This is a genomic window from Pedobacter sp. (genome assembly GCF_037719805.1).
In the GTDB taxonomy this organism is placed as follows: Bacteria; Bacteroidota; Bacteroidia; order Sphingobacteriales; family Sphingobacteriaceae; genus Pedobacter.
The window spans coordinates 1,016,108-1,037,101 of sequence record NZ_JBBJLZ010000001.1 but is presented as its reverse complement, the minus strand read 5'-3'; the positions used below and the strand labels follow the sequence as shown (position 1 = coordinate 1,037,101).

The window sequence follows — 20,994 nt, the reverse complement described above, 5'->3', positions numbered from 1 at the left end:
TAATTCCATTAAAAAAGCCTTGCAATTTGTAATTGCAAGGCTTTTTTAATGTTCTTTAAGCTGGTAGAAGTTATTCTACTACCACACCCATGGCACAAAATTTATCTATTCTTGTGGAGATCATTTTCTCGGTCTTTTCTTTCTTTAGAATGGTCAGATCCTTTAGAATTTGTTCTTTAACGGTTTGAGCCATCGCTTCAGGATCCTGATGCGCTCCGCCAAGTGGTTCTTTAATGATTCCGTCTATAAGTTTGTTCCTGAACATGTCATCAGAAGTAAGTTTAAGACAGTCTGCAGCACGTTCTTTATAATCCCAGCTTCTCCACAAGATGGACGAACAAGACTCGGGAGAGATTACAGAATACCAGGTATGTTCAAGCATATACACCTTATCCCCTATTCCAATACCTAAGGCGCCTCCAGAAGCTCCTTCACCCACTACAAAGCAAAGAATTGGAACCTTCAGGATAGACATTTCTAATAAATTCCTGGCAATTGCCTCGCCTTGGCCCCGTTCTTCAGCTTCAAGACCCGGATAAGCACCCATGGTATCAATAAATGATATTACTGGTTTGTTAAACTTTTCCGCTAGTCTCATCAGGCGTAAAGCTTTACGATAACCTTCAGGATTGGCCATTCCAAAATTACGGAACTGGCGCTCCTTGGTATTTTTACCTTTTTGATGACCAATGATCATTACAGATTCCCCACCAATGGTAGCAAAACCTCCAATAATTGCTTTATCATCACCAACGGTTCTATCTCCATGCATCTCTATGAATTCATCGCAGATCATACTGATATAATCCAATGTTTGCGGTCGCTCCGGGTGTCGGGACATCTGAACTTTTTGCCAACCTGACAAGTTGCTGTATAGATTGGTCTGAGTTTCAATGATCTTCTCTTCCAGTTCTGCAAGGGTAGCAGACATATCTACTTTTGTTTTATCGGCAACTTGTTTAACCTTATCAATCTGCTGAACCAGTTCAGCCAAAGGCTTTTCAAAATCAAATGATGTTTTTACTTGTTTCATAAGCGGGCCGTAAAAATAGGAATTTTATTTTTAATGGATGAATTAGTGGCTAACATCTGGTGTAGCATTATTTACGTAACTATTTAATAATATATATCACCCTCTGTAATAATCTTAAAAGTATTACATTAGCTAATTATCGTAGGGGTCACAAACACAAAAAATTTAACGAGTTAAACAAATGGCTAAAAAGCTTAAATTCAAGAATGTCAATAAATCTGCTTTTTATGCGACGGTTCGTTCACGGGTAGATCAATATTTCATCGAAAACAAGCTTTCAACGTATGCAAACGGCGCCATGTGGTTTAAAGCCATATTCTTTTTAACAACGTTATGTGGCTTATACCTTGCTATTTTATTGGGAAACCTGAGCAATCCGGTAATGCTGCTTTTGAGTATCCTTCTGGGAATGACTGGTGCCTTTGTAGGCTTCAACATATGCCATGATGCAATACATAAATCGTTTTCTGCTAACCAAAAGGTGAATGAAGTATTTAGTTTTGTATTTAACCTGATAGGTGCAAGTCCGTATGTCTGGAACATTTGCCATAATATCGTACACCATACCTATACTAATATTGCAGGTCATGATGAAGATATAGATGTTGCCCCTGGTTTGATTCGCTTTTCAGAAACAGAAACGGTAAATAAAGTTCAGCGTTACCAGCATTTTTATGCCTTTGGCCTTTATAGTTTAGCGATGCTTTCCTGGGTATTCAGAAAAGATTATAAAAAGTTTTTCCAGAAGAAGATTGGTGAGCATGTTTGTGATCATCCAAGGATAGAATATTTTAAGCTCTTTTTTTACAAAGCCATTTATTACGTTCTTTTTATAGTAATTCCTTTGGTTGTGATGGATGTAACCTGGTGGCAGTTCATCATAGGCTTCATGGTGATGCAGTTGGCTCAAGGCTTAGTACTCGGACTCGTTTTCCAACTTGCCCATGTGGTTGAAGGTACAAGCTTCCCTGTTCCGGATTCAGAAGGTAATATTGAAGAAGCCTGGGCCGAGCATCAAATGAGAACCACCGCAAATTTTGCGGTTGAGAGTAAAGTCGCTGCCTTTCTTTGCGGGGGCTTAAACAGACAGGTGGAGCACCATTTGTTTCCGAAAGTATGTCACATTCACTACCCGGAAATCGGTAAGATCGTAAAACAAACCGCTTTGGAATTTGATTTACCTTATATAGAGAGTAAGACTTTTAGCGGAGCACTGGTTTCACATTACAAGATCTTACGTAAGCTTGGAAAAGAGGCTTATAAAGAGAATAAATACATTTACCAAGCATCTTGCACTAACACTAGAAAAGTATCTCCGGTATACGCTTAGTTGGTCAGATCTTCATGCAACTTTCTTTGTGCACATCACTGAGCGCATTGGAGTGTAGAAAATAGCGTATAAAAAAAGTGTCTTAGTTTCATCATATAGATTGCAGTTATGCTGCAATAATACAAATAAACTAAGACACTGGTTTCTAGCAGGTATTATGCGCTAATTTCCTGCGTATATTTATTACCGAAGCGATCAGTAGCAATCACTTTAACTTGTTTCACTTCAGGCTTGAAATGCGCCATAAAGAGGTGCTCTGTTTGCGATGGTTTTGGAAAAGCCCTACCCTTAGCCGGCTTTCCGGCTGCGTTTAACTTAACGGCCTGAGGATCGTTGCCGGTTTGCTGTTCTAAAGCACCCATGTTTTTTCCGTCAAGCTCATATTCAATCTTCCATTTTGGATCCCAGTTCCACACATTTGCTAACATGCGTTTTTGGTTCGTCAGTGTATCGACAGTAAGACTGATCTGATGTGCTTTTGAGATGCCTGTAGGCTTATAGTGCCACTTCAGGTCATTACCATCTACTTCATAGACACCGTATCCTCTTGGTGTACCATCTGAACAGATTTCACCAGACCACCATGCGCCACAAACTGCACCATGGTTATGTTCAAAGATGGTATCAGTGATCTTGTTTACGTTATAGTGCGTGTGGCCAGACATGATATGAACATTACCGAAACCATTTAGCACTTTATACAGATCCTCTTTGTTTTTGATGGAGTTGTGTACTGGAATATGCAGGTTAATGATTAGCAGATCTTCTTTACGTACGTGTTCCAAATCCTTGGCTAGCCAATTTAGTTGAGCTTCACTGATGTGGCCGTCATACGTACGTTCCACACCCAGATACCTCACATCATCCATCACTACATAATGTGCTTTACCTCTGTTGAAAGAGTAATAAGTGGGACCAAAGAATTCTTTAAAGGTACGGTCTGAAGTGTCATCACCACCTTCTCTGTAATTCATGTCATGGTTACCCAGCGCCTGGAAGAAAGGAATCCCCATCAACGCGATAGCCTTATTATAATCTTCAAAATACTCCAGGAAATCCCAGGCAAGATCGCCTACGCAGATTCCATGAACCAGTGCGTTTGGACCTAATGATTTAATGGTTTCAATAGTATCAGGCACCGAAGTCTCCATCATTTGTCGAACGTCATCTTTAGTTCTCACTTGTGGATCGGCCCAGATAATGAAATTGTGCTTCGTATCGTTTTTCTTAAGTTTAGTTAGCACGAAATCATACTCATTACGTGCTCCTAAGACTTCATACTGTTTGGCAATATTTGCGTTCGTTTTAAACTCATAACCTGAAGGCGTACTCATAAATAAGTTGGTAGCCTTCTCATTAATTTCTATGGTATACTGACCTTTAGCATCTGTTTTAACTACAGAAAACCCATCTGAGATAATGACATTGGCTACTCCTTTATTCTTATCTGTTACTTTACCACGGATGGTCTTGTCACGATTTAAATTTCCAAAGGCATTTGAGTTTAATGATATAAATGCGCTTCCGGCAATGAACCCTAAGCTTTGTATGAATGATCTTCTTTTCATAATGTTATAATATATCTATGACAATTATTTAAGTCTAGTTGGCGGGATTGTGTCTCTTCTTATCTCAACTCCATCACTGTTGCTTGTTACTCTAATAGCAGGTCCTTCTATGGCAGAAAGAGCTGATGTTTTAGATAGATCCAAATTGGTTTGTGTACGCGCCTTAACCCACTTACCTAAATCAGCATTATAAACCCCACTTAGCAGGTTCCAAAAGCCCTGATCTGCAGGCGTCTGATAACTAAATTTCAGCGTATTTGTACCGCTTTTAAAAAATGGCTGAGGTTGTAAAGTTATTGGATCAATTTTGTCGTAGAAATCATTATTAGCAATTCTATAACCCACTGTTGAACCATTGTATACACTACCTCCATCACCAATAAATATAACATCGATAGGTGCTGAATTCACATTAACGTTTGTACCTTCAAAGACAGCAAAACCCGAGGCATTTCCACTGTTTGCAAATAGCCCACTCGTGTAAAGACCGAAACCATCGCCGTTACCAGCAGGCGCCGCTGCAGGAGTAGCTGTTGAATAGTTTTTAGACTTTATCCATTTACCAGCAGCAATAGATGTTGAATTCGGACCATTAATCAATTTAGAAGAACCTCCAACATAAAAATAGGTGCCTTTAGCAGCCGTGCCGGAAGTTAAGTCGAACTTATAGGTTCTAGCGGTTAGTCCCGCACCAGTCACTGCATCTGCACCAGTTGCCCATCCTTTTACTGGAAAAACAGTAGTTGGAGTTGAACCACCTGCGTTACTTGTAACGACGACTGAATACGGTGTAGTAGCAAAATTGATATCCCGTGTCGCTAGAAACTGCATGTATTCATAATTTCCATCACCACCTTCTGCATCAGCCATGTAGCCGGAGATTATAATTGCTGCGATCTCAGGTGTGGAGCTCAATGGAATTACGTCACGAATAGTACGTATTCTGTGGTGAGGCTTTAATTTACCGCTGGCATCTACTGTATTAAAGACAATTCCGTAATAGTTGGCATTAAAGTTAAGTCCGCTGGCATTGGCGAAAGTAGCTGTAGGTTCCGTATGTAATGTAAAGTTGTCAAATCCGTCATTAATTACCTTATCACCTTTATACGTATCGGCAGGAACAGCTACTGGATCAAATCCCACTTTAACCAAAGCTACTAATGTGCTTTCAAAATCATTTGGTCTGGCAAGTATCGCGCTGCTTGGGATTCTGTTAACTGGGATAGTCCTTCCAGATACAACTTTAGTTACTTCACTTGCATTAACACCTGTTACTTGTAGAATGCCATCTTGTCTTTTTAATACACCACCCTCAATTTTTACCTGCACAGAATCACCTGGCACATAACTGGCAGCATCTTGTCCAATTGCAATGGCGATTCCTCGCAAAGAATCGACTGCTCCAACAGTTCGGATATTTTGAAGGATAAGCAAACCTGCCGGCAAGTTATTGCCGGAATGGTCTGAGATCACTACTCCTCTTACAGAAGTAGCACCTCTCATGTTTGAAGTACTTAAGGTAACATCACTCCCTTTGTATATTTTGCGTAAATCAAAGTTGGATATATAAGGACTTGATTCCCCGCCGCTATAAGCGTCATCATGTTCGCACCCTGTCCAGACTAAAACTGCAAAGAGTAATATGAGGTAATTGATAATCTTCTTCATAATTATAATTTATATTTTTGTAAACATTAAGGTTTTTGCCACCAAACCTGAGTAGAGATCTCATCCGGCCCTTGGACTGCTATTGCATTTCTATAGCTTGTTGGGTTTGCAGACTGACTTATTACCGGATAAACCATTCTAGCAGGCATAACTCCGCCGTTTGCCAAACCTGTCCCTTTTGGCAGAATGGGATGACCCGTCCTACGGTATTCAAACCATTGCTGCATGTCTACAAGAAACATCGCATAATATTTTTGTAAATGGATCATCTCCATTTTACTGTTTCCAGTAGCTGCATCTAGTGGCAGGTCATTATTCCAATCCACATCTGCTCCTGTGATATAGTCTGTGAATCTCTTGTCTGTAACTGTAGATGCCCATGTTGGCAACCAGTAATTTATACCATAAAGGATTCCCTTATTGTAATAGCTCTCTGCGGAGCCACTAATCCAACCTTTTGCAGCCGCTTCTGCCAGGATAAAGTTTAGCTCTGTGCAACCCATGATGATACCTGTGTATGGATCCGTTTGTAATGTATATCCTGTTGGTTGGGGGTCTGAATAAAAATAAGATTGTCTAGTGTATCCCAATCCCGCAGCAAAACCGCTTGGTACGCCGCTATAACCAGATGATCCTTGTGCGATTCCCCATCTTGGAATTGATCCTTTTCCTAATGAAGGGTTTAGTAACGGATATCCCCAATCTCTTATTTTATCGATGAAGAAACTGGTGATTGCAGGAGTCCTGAAATCAGTAGTTCTGATACCGACCATGAAAGGTGAAGAGTAAACTGACGTACTGCTGTTTGTACCATTCCATAAGATCTTTGCCGAATCATCATTTGAAGCCATCAGCGGATATTTCGCTGGATTCGTATCAACCATCTCCTTAATTTTAGCGATGACCTGTGCTGATGTTTCTGCCTTTCTTGAGATTCGTAGCAATAATCGAAGATAAAGTGAATTGCCAAGCTTGCGCCACTTTGCAACATCGCCTTTATAAACCGGATCACCACTAGCTGTAATCGCTGTACCCGTGCTTAATAAATCATTCGCCTCTTCGAGCTTTTTAAACAAATCCAGATAGATATCCTGTTGTTTATCGTATGCAGGTTCTATTACTCCTTCTTTGCCTAAGTTTGCCTCTGTATATGGAACGTCTCCATAGGTATCAGTAAGTAAAGAGTAGACCCATGCCTGTGTGATCAAAGAAATGCCCTGATATGACTTATTTAAATTAGCAGGTTCACTTGAGATAGTGTAGATGTCTTTAAGATTAGTTAATTGAGGATACCAGATATTCCACAGGTAATCTGACCAATTGCGCCTAAAATCATATCGGAACACTTTACCATCAGCATCGCTTATGTCGACGGTAACCTGCATTAGTTCATTAGTAAAGTTACGATTTCTCATCATGTTGCCAGACAGCACATTTACCATTGCAGGTGCAAGTAGTTGATTCGCAGTTGTAGCAGTTGTCCCTATGGGATCGGTATTAATGTCTTCGAAATCCTTATCGCATGAGGAAAGAAGGCTTCCTATTCCCAGCATTAGTAAGCAACTGGTTTTTATTATTGTATTTTTCATCTGTTCTGATTATTATATATGTGATGAAGCAATTAATTAAAGGCCTACAACTAAACGTACGCCGTATGTTCTTGTAGAAGGAAGCTGCCCGGTTTCAAAGCCCGTAACAATATCTGTTCCTGATAGTGTACCAAATTCCGGGTCAAAAGCAGGCCAAGGAGACCAAATAAATAAATTTCTACCGTACGCGCCGATGGTTAATCTCTCTAGACTTAGCTTTTTTAAGAATGCGGGCTTAAAACTATAACTTAGATTTGCTTCTCTAAACTTGATAAAGTCGGTACTAAATATACTTCCTTCAGCCTGATCTGAGCCGTATACAGAATTGTAGTAATTTTGTATATCGGTTGCAATCACATCATTTGGGCGATAACTCCCATCTGCATTCTGAATAACGCCCTTCCCTATAATTCCATTATAACGGCCAGGCAAGGTAGCTTTCAACTTACCTAGAGCAGCCATCCTTGAAAATGTAAGTGAATGAGCAACAGCTCCTACTTGTGCATCAAACAATGTACTTAAGCTAAATCTTCTGTAAGAAAACGTATTGTTAATAGACGCCTTATATTTCGGTATAGTATTACCTAACTTGATGACACCTGAAGAGAATTTAGCAAAGCCTGAATTAGCATCGTACACAATTTGACCATCTGGAGATCGCATGTAGCCCAATCCATATAAGTCACCCATACTTCCGCCAACGCTGGCTACCACCTGTCCACCACCTAGGGCACCTGTTCTTAACACTAATGAACTATCACTAAGTTCCTTTATTTTATTACTATTTGTCGAAAAAGTCATATTGACAGCCCATTCAAAACCATTCTTTACTGATATTGGCTTACCGTTTAGCGCTATTTCTAAGCCTTTATTGTCGACTCTTCCAGCATTGATGATGGCACTACTGTAACCTGATGACCGGTCAATAAGGCGACTCAATATCTGATTTGTAGTTTTGCCTGAGTAAACGGCAACATCAAGACCTAGGCGACCTTGGAAAAACCTTAGATCTGCACCTAGTTCATAAGTAGTTGTTTTAAGTGGTTTCAAATTAGGATTTGGCAATAATGAAGGATTCTGAGATGCGCTGTCCGGGTAAATACCGCTTGAAGCAAGACTATAATTGTATGCCGTTAGATAAGGTGTCGTACCACCGCTACCAACTTGTGAAGCTGAAAATCTAACTTTTGCAAGTGTTATTGATTCCGGAAGCTTAAAATAATCTGACGCAACAAAACTAACACTTGCAGAAGGATAAGTGAAACCAACATTGTCTGTACGTGTAGGCGTTGCTAAAACACTGCTCCAATCTTTTCTACCAGTTATGTCCAGAAACAGATAATTCTTGTAGCTCAAAGATACTAGTCCATAAAAACTATTCATTCTATAATTTGCTGTATCTGGAACAGAGAGTAATGGATTAAGATTATTTGTTAATCTATATTCGTTAGGAATTCTAAGTCCGTCTGCACGCAGTTCCCCTTTATGATACCGATTTCTAAGCATGCTACCGCCGGCAGATGCGTTGATATTGAAATCACTTCCAATCTTCTTATCATATCTAAACATAAAATCACCATTAACTTCTTGGGAATTAATATCCTGGACACGATAAGATCCTTGTGCAAACTTACTACCAGAGGCATCATAAGGACGAATTTGTTCACGACCATCGACATTTTTGTCTATACTCGCCCTTACCATCACACTCAATTCTTTAGTTAAACGGTAATTCGCCTGTACATTACCTACAATTCCATCACGCTTTTGAGTGTTTAGGTATTGCTCTGAAATCGCATAAGGACTCTCGGGGTTCGTTGTAGTAATGTTTACAAACTCAAGAAATTGTCTACCAGGTCTCCAATAGTCTTTATACCAATTAACATTTACGTTAGGCTGGGCAAACATAAACCAATACATGAGTGACTGGTTACCATATCCCGTTGCCGGTAAATTATCACTAGTACGGTTACTGTAGATAGCTTTTACGTTGACGTCAAGCTTTTTTGTAACCTTCGCATTCGCAGAGAAGGAAACAGTAGTACGTGACAGACCTGTGTTTGGTACAATCCATGAGTTATCACCATGACTGGCAGAAAACCTCATCGCCACTTTCTTATACGTTCCATCAAGACTAACAGAATTTGAAGTCTCATAGCCCGTGGTGAAGAACTCATTTAAAGGATTTGGATAAGCAATCCAAGGTGTACGTTGGGTACCCCCTGTTTTTGTTGCAGGGTCATATTGAAAAAATGACTGACCGTCAAACGGAGCTCCCCAAGAAGAACTTGTACTATTTTGATTGGCGCCATCTGCGGATGCTCCATAAGAAAAGTAAGAAACGCCAAATTGACCTTGACCGAATTCATACTGACTATCAGGACCTCTATTTACTTCTTCCCAAGAAGTATTTGATGTGAAAGTTACACCAAGCTTGTTCTTTTTTGCATTTCCAGATTTTGTTGTGATCAATACTGCACCATTAGCTCCACGCTGACCATATAAGGCAGCTGCTCCCGGACCTTTTAAAACAGTTACACTTTCTATATCATCTGGATTGATGTCGCTTATACCACTGCCAAAATCCGCGGGTAAATTATCTCCTGATGTTCCATAGGGACCTCCCGAAGAAGATGCGGTACGTCTTCTGCTACTACTTGCGACAACGCCGTCTATAACGATCAGCGCTTCGTTGTCACCTGTTAAATTGTTTTCCCCACGCAAGATGATTTTGTTTGAGCCGGCTGGACCGCTATTTCTAACTAGATTCAGACCAGCTACCTTACCAGATAAAGCATCTGTCCAGTTGCTGGAAATTGCATTGGTCAACTGTGTGCTATCAATCTTTGTAACTGAGTATCCCAAAGACTTCTCTTCTCTTTTGATACCAAGAGCAGTGACCACTACCTCATTTAAGTCACTACTTGACTCTTTCAAACGAATAACAAGCTTGGTTTGACCTGTAGCTGCAGTCTGCCTAACAGTCGAATATCCGATCATATAAAAGGATATTTCTGTTCCAGCTAGCACCGTTACACTGTACGCACCGCTTCCATTTGAAGTGCCTAACACCCTACGCTCGCTATCTGTAATCGTCGCTCCAGGAATTGGCTGACCATCCTTATCATCTATTACAGTTCCTCTAACTGTAATGGTTTCCTGGAAGAAACTTTTTGTTGACAACGCATTTTCCCTCGCAATTAAGGTCTGAGGCATCTGGAAAACCGATGCAGCCAATACGAATAAACCGTATCTTAACACCCTCGTCCACTGCCTTTCTTTAGTAAAAGTTTTATTCATTTTCATTTGTTTGTTGCACTACTATTGACCTACAATATTTTTGGCAAAGGTCATCGGGCACCGTTAAGCGTATATTAATTCTGTATTAAGATGCTGTTGCAATTCAGTATCAATCCTGTTAGGAGTTTAATGGCTAAAGAAAATTGCCTGATATATTATATTTAGTGTTGCAAAAGTGAAAACTTATAGCTTACTTTGAATCACAAAGTACTTTTATGCAAGAAAATGAAATCTATTCCGAACTTAATTCCATCAGGAACCTTATGGAACGCTCGGCTAAGTTTATCTCCCTTAGTGGGCTTTCTGGAATTTTGGCTGGAGTATATGCGCTGATTGGTGCAGGTATAGGGTATTATATCGTGTATGGAACTACAGGCGATCTTGATTACAGAGATCATTACCTAAATGATGAAGCCGTTATCTTGCAGCTATTTTGGTTAGCAGTGGCAGTATTAGTCTTATCGTTAAGCACCGGAGTGCTGCTTACCGTTAGGAAGGCAAAGAAAAGGGGCGAAAAGGTGTGGAACCCTAGCAGTAAAAAACTACTTGTAAACATGGCGGTACCTCTGGTTACGGGCGGTATTCTAATTCTTATTTTGTTGTTCAGGGGCTATTTCGGAATTATTGCACCAGCGACTTTGATTTTTTATGGCCTGGCGTTAGTAGCAGGAAGTCACTACACATTTACCGATGTTAAATGGCTAGGGATATATGAGATTGTATTGGGGCTCCTTGCTGCCTGTTTCCCAGGATTTGGAATTGTTTTTTGGACAATTGGCTTTGGAATATTGCACATTATCTATGGTTCAATAATGCATTTTAGATACGATAAGTGAAGTTAAGATTAGACAATTTTGATAAAGCATTTGAGAACAGGATCCGGCTTCAGATTATGAGCGTGCTTGTTGCCAATGAGAATTATGACTTCAACTCCTTGAAAGAGTTGCTAAGCGTAACTGATGGCAACCTAGCTTCCCATTTGAAGGCACTAGAAAAGGAAGAATACATTATTGTACACAAATCATTTTTAGGAAGAAAACCAAATACGACATATTCCGCATCTGATAATGGGAGAAAAGCATTCAAGATGCACTTGCAGGCACTTGAAAATTTAATTAAACAACAGAAATAATATTCTTTTAAGCATAAACTTTGAAAAACAAAGTACTTTTAATTACTAAATCATGGAAACACAGCACTTAGCAGCACCAAAATCTTTCTATGCCCAACTCAATGAGTCGATTGGCGTAAAACTATTTTTAATAGGCGTACTAACCCTATTACTTTTGATACCTTCCAATTGGGTACAGTCTCTTATTTCCGAAAGGCAGCAAAACCAGGAAGACGCAACCGCTGAGGTTGCAAGTAAATGGTCTGGCTCGCAGCTCATAGAAAGTCCTGCTATGCAACTCCCTATAAAAACCTTTACAAAAGGAATCGATACCGCTGGCAAAGTGACTTTTCGCGAAAGTATATCAACAGTTTATATTTTGCCTGAAAACCTAACCATCCAATCAGTGGTGACCCCAGAGATTTTGCATAGAGGAATTTTTGATGCCGTCGTCTATAATTCAACTGTTAATATAGAAGGCAGTTTCAGTCCACTTGAACTTAAGAAATCCGGTATAAATCCATCTATGATTTTGTGGGATAAAGTAAAGATTGTTGCAGGTCTCACGGATTTTAAAGGTCTAAAGAATAGTCCTAAAATTAGTATAGCCGATACCGCTTACACCGCGGAACCTGATTTTAGTCCGGAGAATCTATTCGACAACAGCCTGGCAGTACAGATTAACCTTAACGAGAAGAAGAGCACAGTCTTGAAATTTCAATATAGCTTTGACCTCCGTGGAAGCGGCGAATTGAACTTCATGCATTTAGGAAGAAATACTTCTGTTAACGTTAGCGGTTCCTGGAACAACCCTAGTTTCACAGGGAACTTCCTGCCTGAGAAAAGAACCATCACTGAGAAAGATTTTTCAGGTAGTTGGAAAATGTCAAACTTCAATAGGCCTTTTCCACAACAGTGGCAAGGGAACAGCACTGTAATTAATAAAGAAAACAAAGACAAATCAACTTTTGGGGTTAAGTTTTTACTTCCCGTCGATCAGTATCAAAAGATAATGCGATCGGCCAAGTACGCCATATTGATTATCCTGCTGAGCTTTGTTTCCCTGTTCTTCATCGAGTTGCTACAGAAAACTACAGTAAGTCTCCTTCATTACTTGCTCATTGGTGCTGCAATGAGTATTTATTATACACTGCTATTGTCGTTCTCAGAACAGGTTGGTTTCGATGTAGCATATTTCATTGCTTCAATGGCCACGATAACGCTAGTCAGCACATTCATTGGCGCATTCTTAAAGAGTAGAAGGACAGCTCTGGTATTCTCAGCAATACTCGGAATTTTCTACAGCTTCATCTATGTTATCATTCAACTGCAAGACCTTGCATTGCTATTCGGCAGTATAGGCCTATTTGTAATTATCGCTTGTCTGATGTACTTCACGGTAAAAATAAACTGGAACAAATCAGAAGCCATGCCGGCCACAGTATAAGAATGGCTATCTAGCAGCCCGTGTAATATGTTACACGGGCTGTATTTACCATCTCCACTCGCCGGCAATCCTTAGTGGCTCTTCGAGCTTGTTTGACTGAAGGAAAAGCTTGAGTGCCTCCTCCGTTTGCTTCACTACGGGGATCGTCGTAGTATTTGCCAGGGCATAAGTTAACATCGTGCTATAGCGAACGGTATTTTTTAGCCCTTGCTCATCTACTAATTTAAAGACATCCCCATCTGAATGATAAAATGGTCCTGAATTGTTTGGCAACCTACCGCCGGCGCCACCCCCCGTTGGAATTCCTTCTAACATAAAAGGTTGATGGTCGCTATGCAAACCCGCGCCTGCAGAGAAAATATTCTTGAAGCCAGTATCCAGTCTGGCAATCTGACTGCCCCAGGAAGTAAATATATCCTTCATTTCCGCTCTGCTCGTAGAAAAACCTTTTGGATCATTTGTCATGTCATAATTAAGCATAAATCTTACATCGTCGAGCGACTTACTCGCTTTAGCATGTTCAACATAAGCCTTTGAGCCAAGTAAGCCTTGCTCCTCTCCCATAAAAAGAACAAACTCCACACTGCGTTTGGGAGTCAGGCCAAGCTTTTGAAAGGTACGCGCCATGTCTATAATCGAAAAGGATCCGATGCCATTATCTATTGCTCCAGTTGCGAGATCCCAACTGTCTAGATGACCACCTACTACAATCTTCTCCTTTGGTAGAGCGCTGCCCTTAACCGTCGCAATCACATTTCTTGCCTTGATCATCCCAGAGAAGTTGGTCATGCTTAAGCTCGCAAACTGTTTTATTGTTTTTAGACTTTCCTTTATCGCCATGCCATTCTCTAGTCCAATGCAAACCGCTGGAATAGGGATGAGCTTGCCAGTTACAGATGCAGTCCCAGTCAACAGCACTCCGCCCTTTACTCCATTGATGATGATCACCCCTGAAGCGCCATACTTTGTTGCAATTGCAGTCTTCTCGGATCGATGAAGCGATGGAGTTTCAGCAGGAGAGCCGGGTAATACGCCGAGATAGATTAAGGCAATTTTCCCTTTAACCTTTCCATTGGAAGAAGCATAGTCTGCTTCTAAACCATTACCCATATCAACCAATTCAGCAGTAACGTTAGCCTTAACCGGCGAATGTGCAAGCGTTACGGTTGCATATTTTACCAATGCTTTTTCTGAATCGCCAATCTTCGTCTCATTGGTTAGCCTGCTCCAACTTTCCACTTCAAATGGCTGATACTTTACCTCAAGGCCATATGATTTTAATAAGTTATAGGCATATGCCTCTGCCTTTGCACCATTCGCAGAACCAGTTAAGCGATGACCAATCGTTGTAGTTGCATCCTTCAAGGTGGAATAGGCCTTAGAGTTAGACGCAACTTCAGTATTAATTTTGGAAAAAACGGCACTAAAGTCGTCTTGGGCACTAGCAGTAAGGCCTGCCAGACAGATAAAAGCAGCAAATAAGATTTTCATAAAGGAAATTTCGATCAAAATAAGGAATATGATCAGAATATGGGAGCTGGATGTATAGAAAAATTAACTATTTCCTATTTTTTACGCTCCGTAGTATACCGAACCAACTGTTCTAGTCCGGTTCTGGCTTCGCTAGGTTCAAATGTATAAAGAATATCAAAAGCTTCCTGCTGATACTTTGTCATCTGCTCATTTGCATATTTAACACCTTGTTTAGAATTTACAAAGTCAATTATTTCCTGAATTTTAATGGGGTCATCCTGATGATTTTTAACAAGATTGATGATGCGTTTCTTCTCTGTCTTGTCAGAATTATTTAATGCATAAATCAACGGAAGTGTCACTTTTTTTTCTTTGATGTCGATACCCAGGGGCTTACCAACATCATCTGTTCCAAAATCAAATGTATCATCCTTAATTTGGAAGGCGATACCGACCTTTTCTCCAAACAACCTCATTTTCTCAACCGTCTCCTCATCTGCTCCGGCAGAAGCAGCGCCACAGGCACAACATGAGGCAATAAGGGAAGCTGTTTTCTGACGGATAACATCATAGTACAACGATTCACTGATGTCCATCCGACGTACTTTCTCTATCTGTAGCAATTCACCCTCACTCATCTGTTTAACCGCTTCAGATACAATCTGCAGTAATTTGAATTCTCCATTATTCACCGACAAAAGGAGCCCTTTTGCCAGTAAATAGTCCCCTACCAATACTGCTATCTTATTTTTCCAGAGTGCATTGATTGAAAAGAAGCCCCTTCTTTCATAAGCGTTATCAACTACATCATCATGTACCAGTGTGGCGGTATGGAGCAGTTCAACCAGAGCTGCACCGCGGTGAGTGGATTCGATAATTCCCCCACATAGCTTCGCTGCAAAAAAAACAAACATGGGCCTGATCTGCTTACCTTTCCGCTTTACGATGTAGTGTGTGATCCTATCCAATAATGGAGCGTCACTGTGCATAGATGCTTTGAACTTTTCTTCAAATACATCGATATCTGCAGCGATAGGTAGTCTGATCTGGTTTATTCCCGGCATTCAGGTAAAAATGTGTGTGCAAACATAAATTAATTTCCTTTAATATGAGCGATAATTTGCTCCGCATGAACACGGGAGTTTTCTATAAACCATTTGTGCGTATTCATACCTCCACAAACCACGCCTGCCAGGTAAAGCCCTTTTTCTGTGGTCTCCATTGTATCCGGATTGTGAACCGGACAATTGTCGATTTCTAAGGTAACGCCTAGATTCTTCAGCAAAGCGAAGTCAGGTTTATATCCAGTCATGGCTAATACAAAATCATTAATCACCGTGACAATCCCATCGGGGGTGCTGATCTGAACCTCATGCTCTGAGATAGCAATTACCTCACTATCAAAATAAGCTGTTATGTCTCCTTCTTTGATGCGGTTTTCTATATCTGGCTTTACCCAGTATTTCACCCTGGGGCCAATCTCATTTCCCCTTACCACTAAGGTTACTTTTGCACCTTTTCTGTAGGTCTCCAATGCCACATCAATCGCGGAATTGGCCGCACCAATCACCAAAATATTGCTAAAAGCATATAGATGGGGGTCTTGGTAGTAGTGCCTAACCTTGGGCAGCTCTTCACCAGGGATATTCATCATCACTGGCACATCATAAAAGCCGGTAGATATAATTACTTTACTAACATTGTATTCCGCTTTTTCGGTCAGCACCTGAAACTTACCGTCAGATTGCTTGGAAACTTGTTTCACCGGCTCAAAGAGTCTGACATTCAATTCAAACTTTTCGGCGACTCTTCGGTAATACTCCAAAGCCTCATTGCGGTTAGGCTTATTGCTGATGCTAACAAACGGAACGCCACCGATTTCAAGTTTTTGAGAAGTCGAAAAGAAGGTCATAAACACAGGATAATTGTAAAGGCTGTTAACCAAAGCGCCCTTTTCGATGATGACATAGCTCAGTCCTGCTTTTAACGCTTCAATGGCACAGGCCATACCGATAGGACCGGCACCTATAATTAGAAGGTCGTATTGTGTTTGATTCTGCTTTTCTAACATGCTCTGCTTAATTACTGCTAATCCTTTAATGTTTTACCTGGAGGGGCAATTCTGTTCTTTGAAGTCGGGCTGTTTTAATTGCAGCATATCCCCCTTGAACATCAATTACTCGATCTACTCCCCTCGCCTTAAGAATGGAAGCCGCGATCATAGAACGATAGCCACCTGCGCAGTGAATGTAATAGGTTTTTTTTGGATCGATCTCTGCCGTCCAGTCGTTAATATAATCTAGTGGTCTGGAAAGAGATATTTCGAGGTGTTCGGCCTCATATTCACCGGGCTTTCTAACATCTAATACGGTATAATTATGTTCTGCTGCAATTGCATCAGCAAATGCTGTTGCGGCAATAGAATCAATCGTATCCAGATCCTTCCCTGCAGCTTTCCAAGAATCAATACCGCCGTCGAGATATCCGATAGTACTGTCATACCCTACTCGTGCCAGTCTGGTTATCGCTTCCTGCTCTTTTCCCCTTTCTGCAACTAACACGATCGGTTGCTTTAGATCAGTGATCAAAGCTCCAACCCATGGCGCGAACTGGCCATTCAATCCAATGTTCACTGAGGAAGGAATGAATCCTGCTGCGAATGCCTGAGGATCGCGTGTATCTAATACCACCGCCCCTGTTTGATTAGCTGTGCGCTCAAACTCTTCGGCATCAAGAGCAATTAGCCCCTTATCGTAAACTTCATCAAAAGGTTCATAGCCATTCTTATTCATATCCGCATTCTTGGCGAAATATTGTGGCGGAGGGAGGATGCCCGCTGTTACCTCCTCGATAAACTGCTGCTTCGTTTCTGCCTTTAAAGCATAATTAACTTCCTTTTGATGCCCTAAAGTGTCAAAAGTTTCTTTGCTCATATGTTTTCCACAAGCAGATCCGGCGCCATGAGCCGGATAGACAAGGATATCATCTGGCAGGATCAGAATCTTCTCATGAAGAGAGTCATAAAGTGTTGAAGCCATATCCTCCACAGTGAGTGCGCCTTGCTGCGCTAAGTCCGGTCTTCCTACATCGCCAATAAATAAGGTGTCACCCGTGAATATGCAATAAGCCTTGCCCGTTTCGTCGGTTAACAGATAGGTTGTTGACTCAGGTGTATGACCTGGCGTATGTAGCGCAGTAATTGTCAGTTTGCCTACCTTGAATTGTTCGTTATCCCTGGCGATATGCGAAGAAAAAGAAGTTACAGCAGTGGGACCGTAAACTATTGTTGCGGCCGACTTTTGTGCGAGGTCAATATGCCCGGATACAAAGTCTGCGTGAAAGTGAGTTTCAAAAATGTATTTAATCTTAGCATTGTCTTTAGCCGCACGTTTTAGATAGGGCTCCACTTCTCTTAGAGGATCGATAATGGCAGCTTCGCCTTCGCTTTCTATGTAATAAGCAGCCTCTGCTAAACAACCGGTATAAATCTGCTCAATTTTCATAATTGTATCTTAATGAATTGTAGTTGCCGGAGCAACGGTCAACAAAATTACCATTATAATGCCGCGATTATTAAACGCCTGATAAGTTTTACCTCAGGCAGTCAATTCGCCTCGCAGGGATTGCTCCATCAACTTAATAGTAGTTTCTTTATCCAGCTTCAAGCCCAGTACATACATGAGCTTAGTGCAGGTCGCCTCAAAGGTCATGTCGTATCCGCTGATAATACCCATCTGCTGTAATCTTTTGCTGGTTTGGTACATCCCAAGCTCTACTGCTCCGCGAGGGCATTGAGTAATGTCAATAATCAGCTTGCCTTGTGCTAATGCCTGTTCCAGACATTGTAAGAACCACTCTGCAGTAGTGGTGTTCCCAGAGCCAAATGTCTCCATAATGATTGCATCAACGTCTGATTCAGTGATGGCAAGCACTGCTTGTTTGGAGATTCCCGGATATAATTTAAATACACCAATATTGGGATTCAGATCAAGGTGCACAACGAGATCTTCATTGGGTTGTGGCAAAATGTAGTTTCCGAAGAACGACAGCGTAACTCCGGCTTCCGCCAATATCGCATAGTTTGGAGAACGAAAAGCTTCAAACTTTTCTGCATTGTATTTTATGGCACGATTGCCTCTGAACAACTGATAATCGAAATAAATACATACTTCAGGAATCATTGCCGTTCCGTTGTTTTTAGTGGCAGCAATTTCTAAAGCAGTGATCAGATTTTCTTTAGCATCTGTACGGATCTCTCCTATCGGAAGCTGTGAGCCAGTAAGCACTACCGGCTTGCTTAAGTTCTCCAGCATGAAGCTCAAGGCTGAAGCGGTAAAGGCCATCGTATCCGACCCATGAAGGATTACAAACCCATCAAACTCGTCATATTTGTTCTTAATCAATAGTGCGAGTTCAGCCCAAATCTCAGGAGTCATATTAGAGGAATCCAATATTGGATCAAAGGAATACACATCAAGCCGGTAATCTAAGCGTGCCAGCTCCGGTACATTTTGTTGGATTTGATTAAAATTGAAAGGAATTAGAGATCCTGTCTTAGGATCGTTAACCATCCCAATAGTTCCTCCAGTATAGATAATGAGTATGCTGATCATGTTAAATACCGAAAATTTCTTTCGAGTTTCTTGTAGTAACCGAAGCCACTTCATCTATACCTATGCCATATATCTCAGCTACTTTCTCTGCGATATAAACCAAATAGCTGCTTTCATTTGTTTTACCCCTAAAAGGCACTGGGGCAAGATATGGCGAATCAGTTTCAAGCACCAACTTGTCTAATGGAATGTCTTTCAAAACCACGTCTAATCCGCTGTTTTTATAGGTGAGTACTCCACCGATTCCCAAGTAGAAACCAAGGTCTATAGCTTGTCTCGCCTGTTCCAAATCGCCCGTAAAACAATGGAAGATTCCGCGCAAAAGGGTGCCCTTTTCTTCTTGCAATACTTCAAATACTTCATTGAACGCTTCTCTGCAATGAATGACGATAGGCAGTTCCAGGTCTTTTGCCCATTTGATCTGTTCTTTAAATGCGATGCGCTGAAATTCCAAAGTAGTCTTATCCCAATGAAGATCGATACCAATTTCACCAATGGCGAAAATCTCCCTGTCTATCATATTTTCGCAGATCGCATCCAGAACCAGTTCATAATCCTCTTTAACATCGCAGGGGTGCAGTCCGGTCATTGCGAAACAATTTGCCGGATAGCGCTTTACCAACGCATCGATCTGAGGAATTGAGGCTAGATCTACATTAGGAAGGAACAGACGACTTACGCCTGCCTCAAAACACCGCTGCATAAGTAATGCCTGCTTCTCAGCATCCGTTTCATAATATAGGTGGGTATGTGTATCTGTTAAAAGCATGAACGAAGTTAATAAAAAAACCCTGTTAGCGACGGCCAACAGGGTTTTTCAAATATGGTTTGCCATTAAAAGGCTTTACAGTAAATTAACGGATTGAAACTGGAGGCGCAGTTGCTACCGGAGCACCACCAACTGGTTTCTTAATGTCAACGATCTCAATCTCGAATACAAGTGGAGCAAAAGGACTAATTTTAGCTTGAGGCTGACCACCTTCACCATAACCTAATTTTGAAGGAATGATTAAAGTGATTTTTCCACCTTTACCGATTAGTTGGTAACCTTCGTCAAATCCTGGGATCGCATTACCAATACTAAATGGTCTTGGCTCATACTTAACCATTGGATTGTTGATACCTGCTTCTTTAGCGATTTTCTCTTCCGTAGTATCGAAGATATAATACTTGCCATCAGATTTCTTAGTCGCAAGTTTACCAGTGTACCTAAGCATTACTGTATCACCTATAACTGCTTTCTGAGCTGATCCTTGATTGCTAATTACATAGTTCAAGCCAGAAGCAGTAGTTTGAGTTTTCAGTTTATTGTCTTCAATATACGCTTTGATTTTTCCTGCTTCAGTACCTTTCAATTTCTCTTGAGCAGCTAAATAATCTTTTTGGAAGAATTCCTGAGCTCTTTTTTGGAAAGCCTCATCAGCCTCACCAGCATTTCTTTTAAATACTTTCTCCACTTTAATGTTAAAAACCAAATAAGTGTCTTTTGCATTCTGTGGTGGCTTAGGCGTGCCAGTGCGTTTAGCCATTGTATCAAGGTTCAATTTGAATGATGCGCTATCGCCTTCTCCAAACAATGTCAATACGTCATTCATATCACCACCGTACATTTTCTTAGCAACAGGAAATACCTGCGGCGACTCGATGTCGTAAGTACTGAACATCACACTATCTCTTTCATTTTTTTGAAGGAAGTTCAATTTTACGATATCACCTTCTTTGATTTTCTCTTTACCTGCATCGGTGAAGATCTTGTACTCCAAGCCTCCCTCAGCTTTCTTGTAGTTGTTACATGCAGCTAATCCAATTGTAGCTGCGAAAAGAATTACTATGCTTTTCTTCATTTTGGTTTTTAAATTATT

General features: G+C 40.9%; 16 protein-coding genes. 4 read left to right on the top strand and 12 right to left on the bottom strand.

What is annotated here, in order from left to right; translation table 11 throughout:
• Positions 1–70 precede the first annotated feature (70 nt).
• Complete coding sequence (locus tag WKF66_RS04600; RefSeq protein ID WP_489673230.1) at positions 71–1,033, bottom strand: acetyl-CoA carboxylase carboxyltransferase subunit alpha; 963 nt, start codon at positions 1,031–1,033, stop codon at positions 71–73.
• 181 nt (positions 1,034–1,214) lie between these two features.
• Here WKF66_RS04600 and WKF66_RS04595 point away from each other — a divergent pair, with 181 nt between their 5' ends.
• Positions 1,215–2,363: a fatty acid desaturase family protein gene (locus WKF66_RS04595; RefSeq protein ID WP_489673229.1), complete on the top strand. Its 1,149-nt coding sequence runs from the start codon at positions 1,215–1,217 to the stop codon at positions 2,361–2,363.
• A 155-nt stretch (positions 2,364–2,518) separates the two neighbouring features.
• On the opposite strand, the gene WKF66_RS04590 is transcribed toward WKF66_RS04595, so the two are convergent.
• From WKF66_RS04590 to WKF66_RS04575, 4 genes are read right to left on the bottom strand one after another with little or no spacing between them, the layout of a single operon-like run.
• A complete protein-coding gene (locus WKF66_RS04590) occupies positions 2,519–3,931 on the bottom strand; it encodes a calcineurin-like phosphoesterase C-terminal domain-containing protein (protein WP_489673228.1) in 1,413 nt (470 codons plus the stop codon).
• Positions 3,932–3,955: 24 nt separating this feature from the next.
• On the bottom strand, positions 3,956–5,599 hold the full coding sequence (locus WKF66_RS04585; protein WP_489673227.1) for a DUF5689 domain-containing protein: 1,644 nt from the start codon (positions 5,597–5,599) through the stop codon (positions 3,956–3,958).
• A gap of 26 nt (positions 5,600–5,625) precedes the next feature.
• Positions 5,626–7,188, bottom strand: a complete 1,563-nt coding sequence (locus WKF66_RS04580; RefSeq protein ID WP_489673226.1) for a SusD/RagB family nutrient-binding outer membrane lipoprotein — start codon at positions 7,186–7,188, stop codon at positions 5,626–5,628.
• A 36-nt stretch (positions 7,189–7,224) separates the two neighbouring features.
• Entirely contained in the window at positions 7,225–10,488 is a 3,264-nt protein-coding gene (locus tag WKF66_RS04575) for a SusC/RagA family TonB-linked outer membrane protein (protein WP_489673225.1), read from the bottom strand.
• Between the two features lie 215 nt (positions 10,489–10,703).
• Here WKF66_RS04575 and WKF66_RS04570 point away from each other — a divergent pair, with 215 nt between their 5' ends.
• The 3 genes from WKF66_RS04570 to creD are packed head-to-tail and all read left to right on the top strand — an operon-like array spanning position 10,704 to position 13,046.
• Entirely contained in the window at positions 10,704–11,324 is a 621-nt protein-coding gene (locus WKF66_RS04570; protein WP_489673224.1) for a hypothetical protein, read from the top strand.
• Positions 11,321–11,620, top strand: coding sequence for a winged helix-turn-helix domain-containing protein (locus WKF66_RS04565; RefSeq protein ID WP_489673223.1), 300 nt, complete (start codon positions 11,321–11,323; stop codon positions 11,618–11,620). Before WKF66_RS04570 ends, WKF66_RS04565 begins: the two co-directional genes overlap by 4 nt.
• A 52-nt stretch (positions 11,621–11,672) precedes the next feature.
• Positions 11,673–13,046 (top strand): cell envelope integrity protein CreD, encoded by a 1,374-nt coding sequence (gene creD / locus WKF66_RS04560; protein WP_489673222.1) that lies wholly within the window; start codon positions 11,673–11,675, stop codon positions 13,044–13,046.
• Positions 13,047–13,091: 45 nt separating this feature from the next.
• Here creD and WKF66_RS04555 read toward each other — a convergent pair whose 3' ends face one another.
• From WKF66_RS04555 to WKF66_RS04525, 7 genes are all read right to left on the bottom strand, one after another.
• On the bottom strand, positions 13,092–14,537 hold the full coding sequence (locus WKF66_RS04555) for a M28 family peptidase (RefSeq protein WP_489673221.1): 1,446 nt from the start codon (positions 14,535–14,537) through the stop codon (positions 13,092–13,094).
• A 74-nt stretch (positions 14,538–14,611) separates the two neighbouring features.
• Entirely contained in the window at positions 14,612–15,583 is a 972-nt protein-coding gene (locus tag WKF66_RS04550) for a polyprenyl synthetase family protein (protein ID WP_489673220.1), read from the bottom strand.
• Between the two features lie 29 nt (positions 15,584–15,612).
• On the bottom strand, positions 15,613–16,590 hold the full coding sequence (locus WKF66_RS04545) for a YpdA family putative bacillithiol disulfide reductase (RefSeq protein ID WP_489673219.1): 978 nt from the start codon (positions 16,588–16,590) through the stop codon (positions 15,613–15,615).
• Positions 16,591–16,615: 25 nt separating this feature from the next.
• On the bottom strand, positions 16,616–18,022 hold the full coding sequence (locus WKF66_RS04540; RefSeq protein ID WP_489673218.1) for an MBL fold metallo-hydrolase: 1,407 nt from the start codon (positions 18,020–18,022) through the stop codon (positions 16,616–16,618).
• Positions 18,023–18,115: 93 nt separating this feature from the next.
• A complete protein-coding gene (locus WKF66_RS04535) occupies positions 18,116–19,132 on the bottom strand; it encodes an asparaginase (RefSeq protein ID WP_489673217.1) in 1,017 nt (338 codons plus the stop codon).
• A 1-nt stretch (position 19,133) separates the two neighbouring features.
• Complete coding sequence (locus WKF66_RS04530; RefSeq protein WP_489673216.1) at positions 19,134–19,901, bottom strand: TatD family hydrolase; 768 nt, start codon at positions 19,899–19,901, stop codon at positions 19,134–19,136.
• A gap of 85 nt (positions 19,902–19,986) precedes the next feature.
• Positions 19,987–20,976 (bottom strand): FKBP-type peptidyl-prolyl cis-trans isomerase, encoded by a 990-nt coding sequence (locus WKF66_RS04525; protein ID WP_489673215.1) that lies wholly within the window; start codon positions 20,974–20,976, stop codon positions 19,987–19,989.
• Positions 20,977–20,994 lie beyond the last annotated feature (18 nt).

What these genes read in the sequence shown, in the direction of transcription:
- WKF66_RS04600 (WP_489673230.1), bottom strand. Translation starts at nt 1,033, where the DNA reads ATGAAACAAGTAAAAACATCATTTGATTTTGAAAAGCCTTTGGCTGAA.
- WKF66_RS04595 (WP_489673229.1), top strand. Translation starts at nt 1,215, where the DNA reads ATGGCTAAAAAGCTTAAATTCAAGAATGTCAATAAATCTGCTTTTTAT.
- WKF66_RS04590 (WP_489673228.1), bottom strand. Translation starts at nt 3,931, where the DNA reads ATGAAAAGAAGATCATTCATACAAAGCTTAGGGTTCATTGCCGGAAGC.
- WKF66_RS04585 (WP_489673227.1), bottom strand. Translation starts at nt 5,599, where the DNA reads ATGAAGAAGATTATCAATTACCTCATATTACTCTTTGCAGTTTTAGTC.
- WKF66_RS04580 (WP_489673226.1), bottom strand. Translation starts at nt 7,188, where the DNA reads ATGAAAAATACAATAATAAAAACCAGTTGCTTACTAATGCTGGGAATA.
- WKF66_RS04575 (WP_489673225.1), bottom strand. Translation starts at nt 10,488, where the DNA reads ATGAATAAAACTTTTACTAAAGAAAGGCAGTGGACGAGGGTGTTAAGA.
- WKF66_RS04570 (WP_489673224.1), top strand. Translation starts at nt 10,704, where the DNA reads ATGCAAGAAAATGAAATCTATTCCGAACTTAATTCCATCAGGAACCTT.
- creD (WP_489673222.1), top strand. Translation starts at nt 11,673, where the DNA reads ATGGAAACACAGCACTTAGCAGCACCAAAATCTTTCTATGCCCAACTC.
- WKF66_RS04555 (WP_489673221.1), bottom strand. Translation starts at nt 14,537, where the DNA reads ATGAAAATCTTATTTGCTGCTTTTATCTGTCTGGCAGGCCTTACTGCT.
- WKF66_RS04550 (WP_489673220.1), bottom strand. Translation starts at nt 15,583, where the DNA reads ATGCCGGGAATAAACCAGATCAGACTACCTATCGCTGCAGATATCGAT.
- WKF66_RS04545 (WP_489673219.1), bottom strand. Translation starts at nt 16,590, where the DNA reads ATGTTAGAAAAGCAGAATCAAACACAATACGACCTTCTAATTATAGGT.
- WKF66_RS04540 (WP_489673218.1), bottom strand. Translation starts at nt 18,022, where the DNA reads ATGAAAATTGAGCAGATTTATACCGGTTGTTTAGCAGAGGCTGCTTAT.
- WKF66_RS04535 (WP_489673217.1), bottom strand. Translation starts at nt 19,132, where the DNA reads ATGATCAGCATACTCATTATCTATACTGGAGGAACTATTGGGATGGTT.
- WKF66_RS04530 (WP_489673216.1), bottom strand. Translation starts at nt 19,901, where the DNA reads ATGCTTTTAACAGATACACATACCCACCTATATTATGAAACGGATGCT.
- WKF66_RS04525 (WP_489673215.1), bottom strand. Translation starts at nt 20,976, where the DNA reads ATGAAGAAAAGCATAGTAATTCTTTTCGCAGCTACAATTGGATTAGCT.